Here is a 13,304-nt window from a genome sequence, read left to right as displayed (position 1 = left end):
TATGTTCTCCTGTTTCTATTTAAACTGAGATTAGTATTTTTAACCCCATTAGTTTACCAATATGGCAAGTGAAAAAGTATTTCGAAACGACCTAAAAACCATAGGACTTATATCGTTGCATGAAGAAAATGTTGACTCCATTAATAGCGCGGGTTATAAACAATACATAAAAGTACTGCTTCTTTCAAAGGGAACTGAGTTACAGGTTGATCTTGCTGAATATTCCGTAAAACAGCCCTCCCTGTTCTTTGTAAGCCCCAATCAGCATCTGCATATAAAGAAGCTCGGAAAGGAAGAAGGACACTTCATCTTTTACAACCGCAACTTTTATTGTATCCAGATACACGATGAGGAAGTAGCCTGTAACGGATTGCTGTTCAGTAACATCTACAATATGCCGATGGTGGAATTGGATAATGGCGAAATTCCTTTCTTTAGCTATATTTTCGGACAGATTACGGATGAGTTCGGATTGAACGATACCTCGCTGGAAGAGATGCTTCGTACCTATCTCAAACAATTGTTCATCAAATCCGCACGGTTGTGGAAAAAGCAAAATCTCGATAAAGAACTTACTGAACAGAACAGCGACCTGGAGTTTTTCAGGAAGTTTACCTTGTTGGTTGACGAACATTATAAGGAAAAGCACCATGTTGCCGACTATGCCGAACTGCTGTTTATGGCTCCAAAAACGATTAGCCATAAATTTAAAAGGCTCAATCTGCCACAGCCAAATGATGTGATAAAGAACAGAATTCTGTTAGAAGCAAAACGGCTGCTGGTACATACCAATCTGACGGCAAAAGAGGTTGGCTATGAACTGGGATATGAAGATCCAGCATACTTCAGCAGGCTATTTGTGCAGAAATCAGGTGAAACGCCATCAGCATTCCGGGCAAAATTTCTTGCCATAAATTAAATTCAGTCTTTTTTGTAAATTCAGTCTCTTTTGCTCCAAAACAAATTCAATATGATAAGCAGATTCTTTACTTACTTATTTTTTTCTCTTATTATCCCGATGGCTCTTCGCGCGCAAAGTCCAGAAAGCCGGTCCTTGTCAGCATTGGCAGAACGAATACAACCGGCACCGGACGAAGTTTTCAACAAATTTCGTGAAGCAGGGATGCAGCCTGTGGATCATGTACTGACAGCAAAAGAAAAAGACAAGGTCGCAAAGGCTTTTAGTATGCTGTCGCCGCTGCATAGTAAAATTCTGAAGCAACATCTGCACAGTATAAGCTTCATGGATAATATGCCCAATACGGCACTTACATCCCCGGTTGAAACAGCCGATTCAAGCCAAAAATTCAACATCACTTTTCGTGCAGAGATTATTAATGAAACTGTTTCCCAATGGGCCACATGGAAGGAGAATTCGTACTACACATTTCCTGAAGACAGCGGACTGAAGGTAACGATAGAAGCCGGCGAGCTGGACGCTATGGTGTACGTATTGCTTCACGAGGCAACGCATGTAGTGGATGCGGTGCTGGCTCTTACACCTCACTCCTTCGAAAGTGATACAGTTGCGGCACCTACAGCATTTACCCGGGGTATCTGGCATGCCGCGAATGTGCCCGAGAAAGCGTTCATTAGCCCTTTGCTGGCAACCACACGCTTCCTAAGCGGAAAGCAGGTGCCGGTTTCTGATGCACCTAAAATTTACAAAGAGCTTCAAAAAACACCCTTCGCGTCACTTTACAGTACAGCTGCATGGTTTGAAGACCTCGCTGAGCTAGTGGCTATCTATCATTTGACAGCAAAGCTAAACCAGCCGTTTCGGGTATCCGTAAAACAGAACAGCAAAGAAATCATGAGTTTTGAACCGATGAAAAGTAAGCTGGTAAAAAAGAGGCTGGAGCAGCTGAAGGTATTTTATGATTAGCGGTCCTTCATGATTAATCGCGAGTTGTAAGCTCTGGTTGATAATCAAAGGATGTTTCAAATGTTTACTAGTACAACCAGTACTTCACTAAGAGCGTAAGCTTTTTGAATTAAAACTGCAGTTAGTAAAAAATTATAAAACTATTTTGAACTGGCTATTGTTCTTATAATACAAAACGGCTACAAGCTACCTTTCGAAAGAAAGGTTCAACATAAAAATTGGCGTCGTACAGTGAAAATCCAATAGTCTTTAAAAACATTGGATGACGAAACAAAAAAGAGGAAACGATAGGAAACATAAAAATTACTGTACAAATAAACGCTAAGAGAAAGGATCTGATGAGAATCAGGCCCTTTTGAAGTAAAAAAGCCACATCTCCCGACGTGGCCTTAATAAACATATGATTCACTAGTGGTTTGTCTTTTATTATTGGTAAACCACCAGTTATTGAATACTACTTATAAGAATTAATTGATTTGGATACCTTCCAGTCATTAGCCACACGCTCCAAGGTAACTAAGTCCGTTTTTGTGAAGTTCTCAAATTTCAACGTTACTTTAGCGACCATATAATCTGCAGATTCTTCTAAAATATCAGTGCTAACTGTGCAGTTCAGTTTCTCTCCTTTTTGCTTTTTCAATAGTTTAACTACGGCACTACGGCTGTTAGACTGCGCATTGGTAGCTTGGATCTTTTGATTAAAATCTTCGGCGAATAACTGCTCTACACCTGCTGATTCTCCTTCAGTCGTTACCGCAACATAGTGTTCTAAAGCGAAATCTGCTGTGGAAAGGTTAACGTTTGTTTTTGTTGCTTTGGCTCCAGGTCCTTCAGCTGCCATAGCGAAAGTTGATACGGCGATTAGGGCGGCTGCTGTGAATGTTTTTACTAGCGTTTTCATAATGTCTTTATTTTATTGTGTTAGTTTTTTATCTGTTCTTATTTGTTGACTCAAAACTACGACACAATAGGCCCCTAGACTACGGGCTTTAGACCAACGATTGGGAAAACTCGGTGAATGGCAGGAATGGAACGGCGAGGAAAGTGAAATTATTTTTATTATCTTTTAACAACAATTAAAAAACGCGATTCGCCAAGGTCGATGTTGTAACTGATTTTAGCGAAGCGGAGAAAAACAAAGTTATTAACCATAGCGAAGGAAATGATGGAACAACGTCTAATTAAACTGTTCAGATTCTTACTTTTATTGTCATTTATATTTGTCAATGTTAGTTTATTTAGCCGACCAAAATATTTTGTTATGCCGGATAAGCCGGAGAACTATTCAATTGATCAATACAAATTATCAACAGAAAAACTATACGGTATAGAAAAGAATGTAGAGTTATTTACACTCACATTCCATAATGGACCAGACTCAATAAGTAAAGATAAAATTAATGCCAATACGCAGCTCAATATAATACTTATTGCTGTCCTCCCCGATTTGCTAGGGAGCGCAGATTGGAAAGAAATTAATCTCGATACTATTAAAGACGACATTATTACTACTTCGGTATTAAATAGATTATTCCGAATAAATACTCTTTCAGGTTTAGATGACCCTTATGGTCCAAAAACTAAATATTTTGACGAATATCAAATTATCCGGAAAATTGGCAACAAATACTTTGCCTCTAAACATTGTTTAATTCAATTTTTTGCCGTCAGAAATAGGCCCTCCATTTTTCAGCATGTGTTTGGGACAATAAATATTGAGCAAGAGCCGCTCAAGATTACAGAAATGGAAACTATTTTTAAAAAGATATACCCCGGCACTAACTTTCCACCATATACGATCGGCGACACACCTTATTCCTACAGTAGCGCTATTGATTATTTAAGAGATCGGAAAGAATATTTGTCAAAAACCATCAAGTTCCAAAATAACGAAATTGGTTACCAGTTTTGGACCTATACCAACTGGCATACGCATGATCATGAGTTGGAGGTAGATAGAGGTATAGACAGATTTGTATACGTGCCAGGAAAAGGGATCGTGGGTGGCTCATTTGACTTCTACTTTTATTTTTATCGTAAGAAATTGCCCATAAAGTATAGCGACTTTCTGAATAATGTGAAAGAGGAAAAAGTGATGATTGCGCCAGAATTTAAAGTTTAATGATCGCTCATCACATTAAAAAATGCTATTCACCAAAGTCGGTTCATTAAATGATTTTAGCGAAGCGGAGAAAAATAGAGTTATTAACCATAGCGAAAGAAAAGATGAAACAACATGTAATTAAACGGTTCAGATTATGGCTTTTGATGCCACTATTAATTGTTTCGCTCAGTTTATCTGCCAACGTCAAATATATCTTATTAGCCGATCAGCCACAGGGCTGTATCTTAGATAATTACAAATTATCTACAGATAACTTGTATGGTATCAAGAAGAGCGTTGAGCTATTTTCACTGACGTTCATCGATGGTATAGCTATAGATCGAAATAAATTGGACCAGCAAAAAGACCTTAATCTAATTCTTATTGCCGTTCTTCCAGATTTGGAAGGGAACCGTGATTGGACTGAAATTCATCTGGATAGTATCAAAAATGATACGATACCCCACCAATACCTTAAAAGGCTATTAGGAGCCAATACATACGCTGATTTTGATAAAACATACGGTGCAAAAACTAAATATTTCGACGAATATCAAATTATCCGGAAAATTGGCAACAAATACTATTCGTCCAAACACTGTCTAATACAATTTTTTGCGATAAGAAATAGGCCTTCCATTTTTCAAAATATGTTTGGAACAATAAATATTGAGCAAGAGCCCCTTAAAATTACTGAAATGGAAGCTATTTTTAAAAAGAGATATCCGCATGAAGAATTTCCTGTTTACACTATCGGCAATACCCCTTACGACTATCCCACTTTCGATTATCTAAGAGACCGAAGAGAATATTTATCTAAGGTCGTCAAGTTTAAAAATGGTAAAATGGGTTATCAATTTTGGACTTATACAGACTGGCATACGCATGACCATGAGTTGGAGGTAGATAGAGGTATAGACAGATTTGTATACGTGCCGGGAAAAGGGATCGTGGGTGGTTCATTTGACTTCTACTTTTATTTTCATCGTAAGAAATTGCCCATAAAGTATAGCGGTTTCCTGAATAATGTGAAAGAGGAAAAAGTAATGATTGCGCCAGAATTTAAAGTTTGATAATCGTTCATCAACTATTGACACACATTGGATAACAAAACAAAAAAGAGGAAACGATAGGAAACATAAAAATTACTGTACAGATAAACGCTAAGAGAAAGGGTCTGATGAGAATCAGGTCCTTTAGACATAAAAAAGCCAGATTCATAAAATCTTAATATTTTTCACAAAAAATAATTCGTCATTTTTTTAGCATCGATTTTATCATCATGCAAATATTGGAAAAAGCAAAAGGGAAAACCATTGCCCAAAAATCTCTATTATTATGATACTTCTGAACAAATACAAACAGATCCCCGCCATTTATCTGCCCAAGCAGGAGCATTAAAAAGATATAGGCAATCAGAAAAGATAGCATATAGCTAACATATTCTTTCAGCGAGCGTGCCAGCCTGTTAAATAAAAAGACAAACGATATCATGATAAAAAACGTAGCTCCCTGAAGAATAAAATATTGAAAAAAAGATTAATTTAATATGCTTTAACTAGATTTTGATGGTAATATAATTTCTCCTATTTAATCCGATATCTTCTTTAATCCGATATCTTCCAATCAGCCTTTTCATAAAAAAAATCACAGGTATCATCCAAAACAATATTGATCTTATTTCCAACTTTTTTTATTTCTAGCTCATTTGAGACAGTCCCACCTGAATTGCTTAAAACTAATACTGTTCTAAAAAACTCATATTCTATACGATATTCCCCATTTCCCCAGTAAGAACTTCTATATTTATTTTCATCAAGCAAAGTAAGCATATCATCCCTATTCGGTAAATTCCCCATAGCAGTACATTCGTGATATTTAAAATAATATTTCCCTATAATCATCGAATGAGTAATTAACCGTGAATATACAATTGCCAAAACCAATAAAAATACAATAAATAAGAACGGCCAATTTTTAGTCTTTTTCACTCTTAAACCGACATTATACTGATGATCATTATTGAGTTGTATAAATTAAAACATGTTAATATGGTCGATTATTGCTCACAGTACCTATAGGTTTTTTGATCAGAAAGCCTATTTAGATATAACCTTCTTTCGCCATAATAGCTATCAATCCGGTTAATCACAGCGATTGGGGAGTCAATAACCAGCCTGCTATAGATGGTATCATTCCGTACGAAATTACTCGTATCATTAAACACAAGGATATCCTGTAGGTCACTATTATCGCCACAATTTTTCCAAATGGAATTTGTTAAACTCTTGTTTTTGCAAGAAAAAAGCTTGGCCCCAAAATAACAAGGAGAAATTTTAGTCTCATCGTAAAACTACTTTGCATAATATGTACGCTAGCAATAATACATAATTTTCTAAACTATTTCAGCCTCCAATTTTGCAGAGAAGTCTTCTACTTACCTCAGACTTGAAAACAACATAAAATAGAAAAAGCCACACCTCACGACATGGCTTCACAACTTATCTATTTGTAAGGGATGGCTCCTAATTTATACGAACTGATCGATTTGGAGACTTTCCAGTCATTACCTTCGCGCTCCAAGGTAACTATGCGCTACGCCTGCTGATTCTCCCTCGGTCTTTACCGCAACATGGTGTTCGAAGGCAAATTCAGCGGTGGAAACCAATTTCTAACAGATTAATTTTGAAAGCAGGATTCAAACTAATATATTAGTTATAAAACTAAAAAACTAGTTATGAAGATATTTTTCACGCTATTCCTACTTATAATTAGCGACTTGGTCTCAGGACAAATCACAACGCAAAAATTATTTGATCTCAATGACCAACTTTTTAAAAAGCATCCAGAAAACTACCAGATAGCTATCCAGGAATTCAACAAGCTAACAGTGGATAGCATGGATGCAAGAACGAAATCTCTTTTTTATCAACTCCAATCTACCTATCATTCTTTTATCGGCAACTATGATAGCTCCAGATTTTATTGGGATCAGCAATATGTCCACGCGCTCAAAAACGATGAAATAAAATATGATAGCAAATTTTATAAGCAGCACGACTTTGTCGATGCCAGAAAGTTCATCCTAAAAAAGGCCAAAAATGAAAAAGTAGTCATGATCAACGAAGCTCATAATATTCCCTATCATCGCACATTTGCAGCTCAATTATTAAATGGGTTTCGCAAATTAGGTTTTAAATATTTAGCTATTGAAGACCTTGCTGATCAAAACATTAACACGACACGAACCGTTACAGATACAACAGGCTATTATAGCCATGAGCCCCTTTTCGCAGAAATGATCAGGGAAGCATTGCGACAAAATTTTGTATTGATAAATTATGACGCCAACAATACAAATAGTAATCGCATGCGCGACTCATTACAAGCCGTCAACCTAGCAAAATTGCTAAAAACTGATCCTGATGCGAAACTGCTTGTGTATGCAGGATATGACCATATCCATGAAAATACACGAACCAACTGGAAAAAAATGGCTCAGTTCTTTAAAGAAATGACCAATATCGACCCCTTAACAATATCACAAACTCGACATATTGAACGATATTATTCCCAATTTGAAACGGACGAATTCCTTACCGTAAACAAGTTTGTTTCGTTTAGCTTTAGCAAACCTGTCGTCGCTTTAAAAGACGGTACAGCCTGGCATGATGACTTCGTGGATATTTCACTTTTTTACCCTCGCTATCTAACTACAAATAGTCGCCCTGAATACTTGTCAGATAATAACCTTACAAAGTCAATACAGCTAGATACGCACGGACAAAAAGGGATTTTTGTTCAAGCTTATTATGCAGACGAAAAACAAGGACATCGAATACCAGCAGACCAGCTTTTCATCAAAAACACAAAGGAATTTCTATATTTAAGGCCTGGCAACTATATTCTTGAATTTAAAAACACAAATGATCAGATTGTAAATACAAAAAGATTAAGTGTTCGTAAATAACAATCAAAAAGCCAGATTTCACGACCTGGCTTCTAAACTAAAATTAAATAGATGATCCACTAGTGGTTTGTCTTTTGTTACTGGCAAACCACAAGTTGTAAAGTTCTATTTATACGAATTGATTGATTTGGACACTGTCCAGTCATTACCCATACGCTCCAAGGTAACTAAATCTGTTTTGGTGAAGTTCTCAAATTTCAAGGTCACTTTAGCGACCATATAGTCTGCCGATTCTTCTAAAATGTCTGTGCTTACTGTACAGTTCAGCTTCCCTCCTTTTTGCTTTTTCAATAGTTTAACTACGGCACTACGGTTGTTAGACTGTGCATTGGAGGCCTGGATCTTTTGATTGAAATCTTCTGCGAATAACTCCTCTACTCCTGCTGATTCGCCCTCTGTAGTTACCGCAACATAGTGATCGAGTGCCAAGTCTGCTGTGGAAAGGTTAACGTTTGCTTTTGTTGCTTTTGCTCCAGGTCCTTCAGTTGCCATAGCGAAAGTAGATACTGCGATTAGAGCTGCTGCTGCGAATGTTTTTACTAAAGTTTTTTCTCGAAATTATTTGTTTTTTATTTGATGATAAAGCTATCATGAGTGTCCTTTGAATACACTCATGATGGTTCATAATGTCTTTTTTTATTGTGTTAGTTCTGTTGTTCTTATTTGTTGACTCAAAACTACGACACAATACGCCTCTAGCCTACTTGCTTTAGACCAACAATCCGGAAAACTCGGTAAATGGCGGAAATGGTGAGGTGAAGGTTAGCAGTAGGTTTTTATTTAAAAATAATATTAAATTTAGATCTTTACTGATAAAGCATTCAATCTTAAATTCTTCTCAAAATATGGTTAATAAAAATGTTATTAGTAAACTATCAGATAGAGAACTCGAAAAATATATAGAACCAGATAGTCGATCTGTTTCAGATGCTGTAAAATATGCCTACGAGATTCTACAGGAACGTGGGCGAACTTTTACTCCTTCCGAAACAGCACGAATCGAAGCTTTAATTGCCAAAAAAAACGATAGTGAAAAAGTAGTGGACAAAGGATGGGACAAAGGGCTCACAGAGGACGTAAACGCTATTGAACTATATACAAATACACTTATTTGGATGCTTTCCGTAATATTTGGTGTCTTTTTTGGTGGTGTACTTCAAGTGCTAAATTTCATAAAAATAAAAAATATAAAAGGAGCTGTTATTACTACTTTTTATAGTATTATTTATATAGGCATTCAACTAATTATTATAAATTATATTCGAAATAATTATCCTGAAATGAGCCAGAATATATTTTATGTTAACTTCATCCTCTCGGGCATAGGTGCAACTGGTCTATTTTTTATCAGACAACAAATGTTTCCTAATGATCTACAGTATAGAGCCAAATCTTCCATTGTACCATTAATTGCATCACTAGGAATTTCTATTGCGCTATTCTATTTATCTTAAAATAATAAGTGCCATATCTTCTAACAAATTGACTTAATGGGGCGAAGTTTAAGGCTCGATATATTCATGGTAACTTTTTTTGATGTACAGGATAATATCATAGTCGGACATGTATTTAGCGGCGTCAATATTCGGACGGTACAACTGCATGAAAGTTTGTAGAGAATCACCTTTAAGGCCCGTCAAATTTTGAACCTTACGCTTCGAAAAGGTATTATCAAGATACTGTTCTTCTTCTTCCTTTATCAATTTCTGTTGGAGCTTGGATTGAGGGGTCCTATTTTTCCCTAACATAGAAATAACAGAAAGCACATCAACACTAATCAGCGAGGCGGTACTATTGCTAGCTTGATTAGGGTGTCTCGGGACATTTGAAGAATAATTTTTGCTGATGAAAATGTCTTTAAATTTGGGTTTGCTATAATTGAAGGTCTTGGCAAATTCTTCCCGAAACTTTAAGGAATCAGCCTTATAATTTCCTAAAGAATTGATCTTGACTTCATCCAACAATATCGTTGTTTGCTTCATATATATGACCAAATTATCAAGATTGCTATTATCAACTATATATTTTTCCTCGCGATATCCTATTGAAGAAAAGGTAATTGTATCTCCAAGCTTAATGCCTGGCAATATAAATTTGCCATAGCTATCGGAATAGGTGCTGCGTGAAGCTACTTTGATCGAAACACCTATAAGAATATCACCCGAATACTTATCTTTAATCGTGCCTTTCAGATCTTGTGCAGAAGATAAGTTTGCGATAAAGAGCAATAGCAACAACAACTGTAGTCCACTCACTTTCAATTAGTTTTACAATAAAAATATTATAAAACCAAACATCTAGCAATGTTATTAACTCTTTTTAACGCGCGACGCTTAGAGGAAGGAGTAAACGATAGCGACACCACTCGGATTTGTACACTTAAAGACATCCCTATCCTGACGTATCATGGAACGGATAACGAAATCGCCATACACGAAACAGAACGTATAGCCGAATCTCTAAAGAAGTGCAATGTAAATATGATCTTTCACCGCATCGCAGGTGAAGGTCACGGCACCCAATACCTTTATGAAACTGAGCCCTGGATTTATGAGTGGTTGCTGATACAAAGGAAGACGTCGAATAATAACACGCCCATCAAGAAAATTTCAAATAATTGAATTTATCGTATTGTTTTAAATAGCGTAGTTCATTATTTTTATGGAGATACAAAATTTAACAAAGGCCATATAAATGAGATATCAAGACATGGGTATCAGAAAAACACTTTAACCTTTAAATTATACCATGGGAATGACACAAAGCTATCTACGTGTAGATAACGAAACACTTAATAACTTTATCGCAGATAGTAGACGTTTAGAAGATATTGCATTCAAACAAAATAATATTGATAGCGAAAACTTTCTGTATTTAGATAAAGCTTGGGAAGGCATTTTTTTCCTAATTACTGGACAAAGCTTGGCAGAAGCAGTTGAAGAAGAAGCACCGCTTTTAGGTATACTTATGGGGCCTACAGAAATTGACCCCGATCAAGATATGGGTTATGGCCCGGCAACATATAGTACAGCTGAACAAACCAAAGAAATATATAGCGCGATAAAAGATCTTACAAAGGAAGAGCTTTCAGCAAACTATAATCCGAATAAGATGATAGAAGAAGGTATCTACCCTGACATCTGGAAAGATGATGAAAATGCCTTGGAATATCTTCTCGATTACTTCGATGATCTCAAAATCTTCTATAAAAAAGCTGCGGAGAATGGAGATGCTATGGTGATGTATTTGAGTTAAAAATAATTAGGTTTTATTCAAAACTTAGAAATAACTTATATTGACAACAACTCATGTGAATTAATCAACATGAAACAATTAATATTTACTGTCCTTTTCGCATCATTATTTTCGTTAGGTTATGCCCAGACTACAGTGCAGCTCTCAAAGACATCAAAAGGAACACCTATTATGTTGATAGCGTACAGATAAGAAAGAGAACTGTTTGAGAAGTTTTTGAGGTGAGAAATATTCTTGAAAAAATGAAGTTAACAAAAGCAAAATTAATCACTAAAGTCAAGGCTCCTTTAGCGACATTGGGGTACCTCTATTTTAAAGACTCTATATCTAGCGCACAAGGTTTTTTTTCAAAAAAGCTAGAAAACGGCTTTTATTTATCCTTAGGACTAACAATTGACAGGTATATGGAGAGTGAGTTTACTGGATGTTTTTATTATTCCAAAACAACCCGATGGGCTTCCGTTTGGGGTGATATTCCAACAGAAAGTTATGTAAGACCAGGCTTCTTAATGTCAACAGAAGAACGGAGGGTTTATTTTGACACTGAAAATGAACAACTACGTGATTATTGGTGGGATGGTTTTGATGATTCGTCGGTCGCTTCTTTTATTGAAGTCATCAAGCTCACCGAATCGAGATTGTATGAGGACCGATTGTTGACAAAAAGGATTGAAGATAGCCTCAGCGTGTCACAACTGAAAAATTACGCCGATGAAGTAAAGAAATTGGTCTCCGACATCGAAAAACTGAATTTCATTTATTCTTATTTACCAGACAAAGAAATAGATGGAATACCGATGCAGTGGTTTAAAGCTAGTGAATATATCTTAAAAGAACAGAATGGTATACTCAATAAGAATACGGTTAAAAATTTAGCGTCTGATGCTTTTATTCAACGTACAATCGACAATCTGTCAGCGATAGGAACCCGCTAGTCATTATAAGCGTTAGCTTGCGGAATATGAGGGAAAAAGAATGACATTAGAATAACCAAGATGTTCATACAGTTTAAATAAGCCAACACAATTTATAAAAAAAATCACTTTGATAAAACTATTTCAAATTGGCTATTGTTCTTACAATACAAAACGGCTACAAGCTACCTTTCAAATGAAAGGTTCAACATAAAAATTGGCGTCGTACAGTAAAAATCCAATAGTCTTTAAAAACATTGGATGACGAAACAAAAAAGAGGAAACGATAAGAAACATAAAGATTACTGTACAAATTAACGCTAAGAGAAAGGGTCTGATGAGAATCAGGCCCTTTTGACGTAAAAAAGCCACATCTCCCGACCTGGCTCTACAGCATTAATATTTATTTGAAATCGCTCCTATTTATACCAATTAATCGATTTGGATACTTTCCAGTCATTACCCGCACGCTCCAAGGTAACTAAATCTGTTTTGGTGAAGTTCTCAAATTTCAACGTTACTTTAGCGACCATATAGTCTGCAGATTCTTCTAAAATATCAGTGCTAACTGTACAGTTCAGCTTCTCCCCTTTTTGCTTTTTCAATAGTTTAACTACGGCACTACGGCTGTTAGACTGTGCATTGGAAGCTTGGATCTTTTGATTGAAATCTTCTGCGAATAACTGCTCTACTCCTACTGATTCGCCCTCAGTCGTTACCGCAACATAGTGATCGAGTGCCAAGTCTGCTGTGGAAAGTTTAACGTTTGCCTTTGTTGCTCTTGCTCCAGGTCCTTCAGCTGCCATAGTGAATGTTGATATTGCTATTAAAGCTGCTGCTGCGAATGTTTTTACTAAAGTTTTTTATCGAAATTATTTGTTTTTTATTTGATGATAAAGCTATCATGAGTGCTTTTTGAATACACTCATGATGGTTCATAATGTCTTTATTTATTGTGTTAGTTATTAGTTCTTATTTGTTGACTCAAAACTATAACACAATACGCCCCTAGCCTACTGGCTTTAGACCAACAATCAGGAAAACTCGATGAGTGGCTGGAATGCGGAGGTGAACGTATAGCACGAATCCGGCACAGAATACCTGATAAAGTTTTTAGAATAGCCAGCCACGTTCAAAAAATAAATGACTAATTTTAATGCAGGGAAAGGCTTCCTA

Annotated in this window: 13 protein-coding genes; 8 read left to right on the top strand and 5 right to left on the bottom strand. The window is 36.2% G+C overall.

The features are described from left to right. Positions 1 to 61: 61 nt before the first annotated feature. Both K2F45_RS06545 and K2F45_RS06540 read left to right on the top strand, forming a co-directional pair. Positions 62 to 919 carry a helix-turn-helix domain-containing protein gene (locus K2F45_RS06545; protein ID WP_075991464.1) on the top strand — a complete coding sequence of 286 codons (858 nt, stop codon included), beginning with the start codon at positions 62 to 64 and terminating at the stop codon, positions 917 to 919. Positions 920 to 970: 51 nt separating this feature from the next. Further along, a complete protein-coding gene (locus K2F45_RS06540) occupies positions 971 to 1,885 on the top strand; it encodes a hypothetical protein (RefSeq protein ID WP_248933197.1) in 915 nt (304 codons plus the stop codon). Between the two features lie 454 nt (positions 1,886 to 2,339). Here K2F45_RS06540 and K2F45_RS06535 read toward each other — a convergent pair whose 3' ends face one another. Next, positions 2,340 to 2,786 carry a nuclear transport factor 2 family protein gene (locus K2F45_RS06535; RefSeq protein ID WP_075991463.1) on the bottom strand — a complete coding sequence of 149 codons (447 nt, stop codon included), beginning with the start codon at positions 2,784 to 2,786 and terminating at the stop codon, positions 2,340 to 2,342. A gap of 360 nt (positions 2,787 to 3,146) precedes the next feature. Between K2F45_RS06535 and K2F45_RS06530 the strand changes: the two genes are divergently transcribed. Together K2F45_RS06530 and K2F45_RS06525 are read left to right on the top strand one after the other, a co-directional pair. Beyond that, the gene (locus K2F45_RS06530; RefSeq protein WP_083663514.1) at positions 3,147 to 4,007 is read left to right on the top strand and encodes a hypothetical protein; all 861 of its coding nucleotides are present in this window, start codon (positions 3,147 to 3,149) and stop codon (positions 4,005 to 4,007) included. A 104-nt stretch (positions 4,008 to 4,111) separates the two neighbouring features. Then, positions 4,112 to 5,062, top strand: a complete 951-nt coding sequence (locus tag K2F45_RS06525; RefSeq protein WP_075994672.1) for a hypothetical protein — start codon at positions 4,112 to 4,114, stop codon at positions 5,060 to 5,062. A gap of 534 nt (positions 5,063 to 5,596) precedes the next feature. Here the strand turns inward: K2F45_RS06525 and K2F45_RS06520 are convergent. Further along, entirely contained in the window at positions 5,597 to 5,893 is a 297-nt protein-coding gene (locus K2F45_RS06520) for a hypothetical protein (protein WP_075991461.1), read from the bottom strand. Positions 5,894 to 6,726: 833 nt separating this feature from the next. On the opposite strand from K2F45_RS06520, the gene K2F45_RS06515 reads away from it, so the two are divergent. After that, the gene (locus tag K2F45_RS06515; RefSeq protein ID WP_075991460.1) at positions 6,727 to 7,959 is read left to right on the top strand and encodes a hypothetical protein; all 1,233 of its coding nucleotides are present in this window, start codon (positions 6,727 to 6,729) and stop codon (positions 7,957 to 7,959) included. A gap of 105 nt (positions 7,960 to 8,064) precedes the next feature. On the opposite strand, the gene K2F45_RS06510 is transcribed toward K2F45_RS06515, so the two are convergent. Then, positions 8,065 to 8,451 (bottom strand): hypothetical protein, encoded by a 387-nt coding sequence (locus K2F45_RS06510; protein ID WP_075991459.1) that lies wholly within the window; start codon positions 8,449 to 8,451, stop codon positions 8,065 to 8,067. A 353-nt stretch (positions 8,452 to 8,804) separates the two neighbouring features. On the opposite strand from K2F45_RS06510, the gene K2F45_RS06505 reads away from it, so the two are divergent. Then, positions 8,805 to 9,413: a hypothetical protein gene (locus K2F45_RS06505; RefSeq protein ID WP_075991458.1), complete on the top strand. Its 609-nt coding sequence runs from the start codon at positions 8,805 to 8,807 to the stop codon at positions 9,411 to 9,413. A gap of 48 nt (positions 9,414 to 9,461) precedes the next feature. Here K2F45_RS06505 and K2F45_RS06500 read toward each other — a convergent pair whose 3' ends face one another. Then, positions 9,462 to 10,214 carry a carboxypeptidase-like regulatory domain-containing protein gene (locus K2F45_RS06500; protein WP_075991457.1) on the bottom strand — a complete coding sequence of 251 codons (753 nt, stop codon included), beginning with the start codon at positions 10,212 to 10,214 and terminating at the stop codon, positions 9,462 to 9,464. A gap of 493 nt (positions 10,215 to 10,707) precedes the next feature. On the opposite strand from K2F45_RS06500, the gene K2F45_RS06495 reads away from it, so the two are divergent. Both K2F45_RS06495 and K2F45_RS06490 read left to right on the top strand, forming a co-directional pair. Then, complete coding sequence (locus K2F45_RS06495; RefSeq protein WP_075991455.1) at positions 10,708 to 11,214, top strand: YfbM family protein; 507 nt, start codon at positions 10,708 to 10,710, stop codon at positions 11,212 to 11,214. A 242-nt stretch (positions 11,215 to 11,456) separates the two neighbouring features. After that, positions 11,457 to 12,149: a hypothetical protein gene (locus K2F45_RS06490; RefSeq protein ID WP_248933196.1), complete on the top strand. Its 693-nt coding sequence runs from the start codon at positions 11,457 to 11,459 to the stop codon at positions 12,147 to 12,149. Positions 12,150 to 12,547: 398 nt separating this feature from the next. Here the strand turns inward: K2F45_RS06490 and K2F45_RS06485 are convergent, their stop codons facing one another. Continuing rightward, positions 12,548 to 12,934 (bottom strand): hypothetical protein, encoded by a 387-nt coding sequence (locus tag K2F45_RS06485; protein ID WP_075991453.1) that lies wholly within the window; start codon positions 12,932 to 12,934, stop codon positions 12,548 to 12,550. Positions 12,935 to 13,304 lie beyond the last annotated feature (370 nt).

This window comes from Sphingobacterium siyangense (genome assembly GCF_023277505.1).
Taxonomy (GTDB): Bacteria; Bacteroidota; Bacteroidia; order Sphingobacteriales; family Sphingobacteriaceae; genus Sphingobacterium; species Sphingobacterium siyangense.
This window is presented reverse-complemented; position numbering and strand designations above follow the sequence as displayed.

Coding starts and splice junctions, on each gene's coding strand:
- K2F45_RS06520 (WP_075991461.1), bottom strand. CDS start 5,893: ATGATTATAGGGAAATATTATTTTAAATATCACGAATGTACTGCTATG.
- K2F45_RS06505 (WP_075991458.1), top strand. CDS start 8,805: ATGGTTAATAAAAATGTTATTAGTAAACTATCAGATAGAGAACTCGAA.
- K2F45_RS06545 (WP_075991464.1), top strand. CDS start 62: ATGGCAAGTGAAAAAGTATTTCGAAACGACCTAAAAACCATAGGACTT.
- K2F45_RS06540 (WP_248933197.1), top strand. CDS start 971: ATGATAAGCAGATTCTTTACTTACTTATTTTTTTCTCTTATTATCCCG.
- K2F45_RS06510 (WP_075991459.1), bottom strand. CDS start 8,451: ATGGCAACTGAAGGACCTGGAGCAAAAGCAACAAAAGCAAACGTTAAC.
- K2F45_RS06495 (WP_075991455.1), top strand. CDS start 10,708: ATGGGAATGACACAAAGCTATCTACGTGTAGATAACGAAACACTTAAT.
- K2F45_RS06530 (WP_083663514.1), top strand. CDS start 3,147: ATGCCGGATAAGCCGGAGAACTATTCAATTGATCAATACAAATTATCA.
- K2F45_RS06490 (WP_248933196.1), top strand. CDS start 11,457: ATGAAGTTAACAAAAGCAAAATTAATCACTAAAGTCAAGGCTCCTTTA.
- K2F45_RS06485 (WP_075991453.1), bottom strand. CDS start 12,934: ATGGCAGCTGAAGGACCTGGAGCAAGAGCAACAAAGGCAAACGTTAAA.
- K2F45_RS06515 (WP_075991460.1), top strand. CDS start 6,727: ATGAAGATATTTTTCACGCTATTCCTACTTATAATTAGCGACTTGGTC.
- K2F45_RS06535 (WP_075991463.1), bottom strand. CDS start 2,786: ATGAAAACGCTAGTAAAAACATTCACAGCAGCCGCCCTAATCGCCGTA.
- K2F45_RS06525 (WP_075994672.1), top strand. CDS start 4,112: ATGAAACAACATGTAATTAAACGGTTCAGATTATGGCTTTTGATGCCA.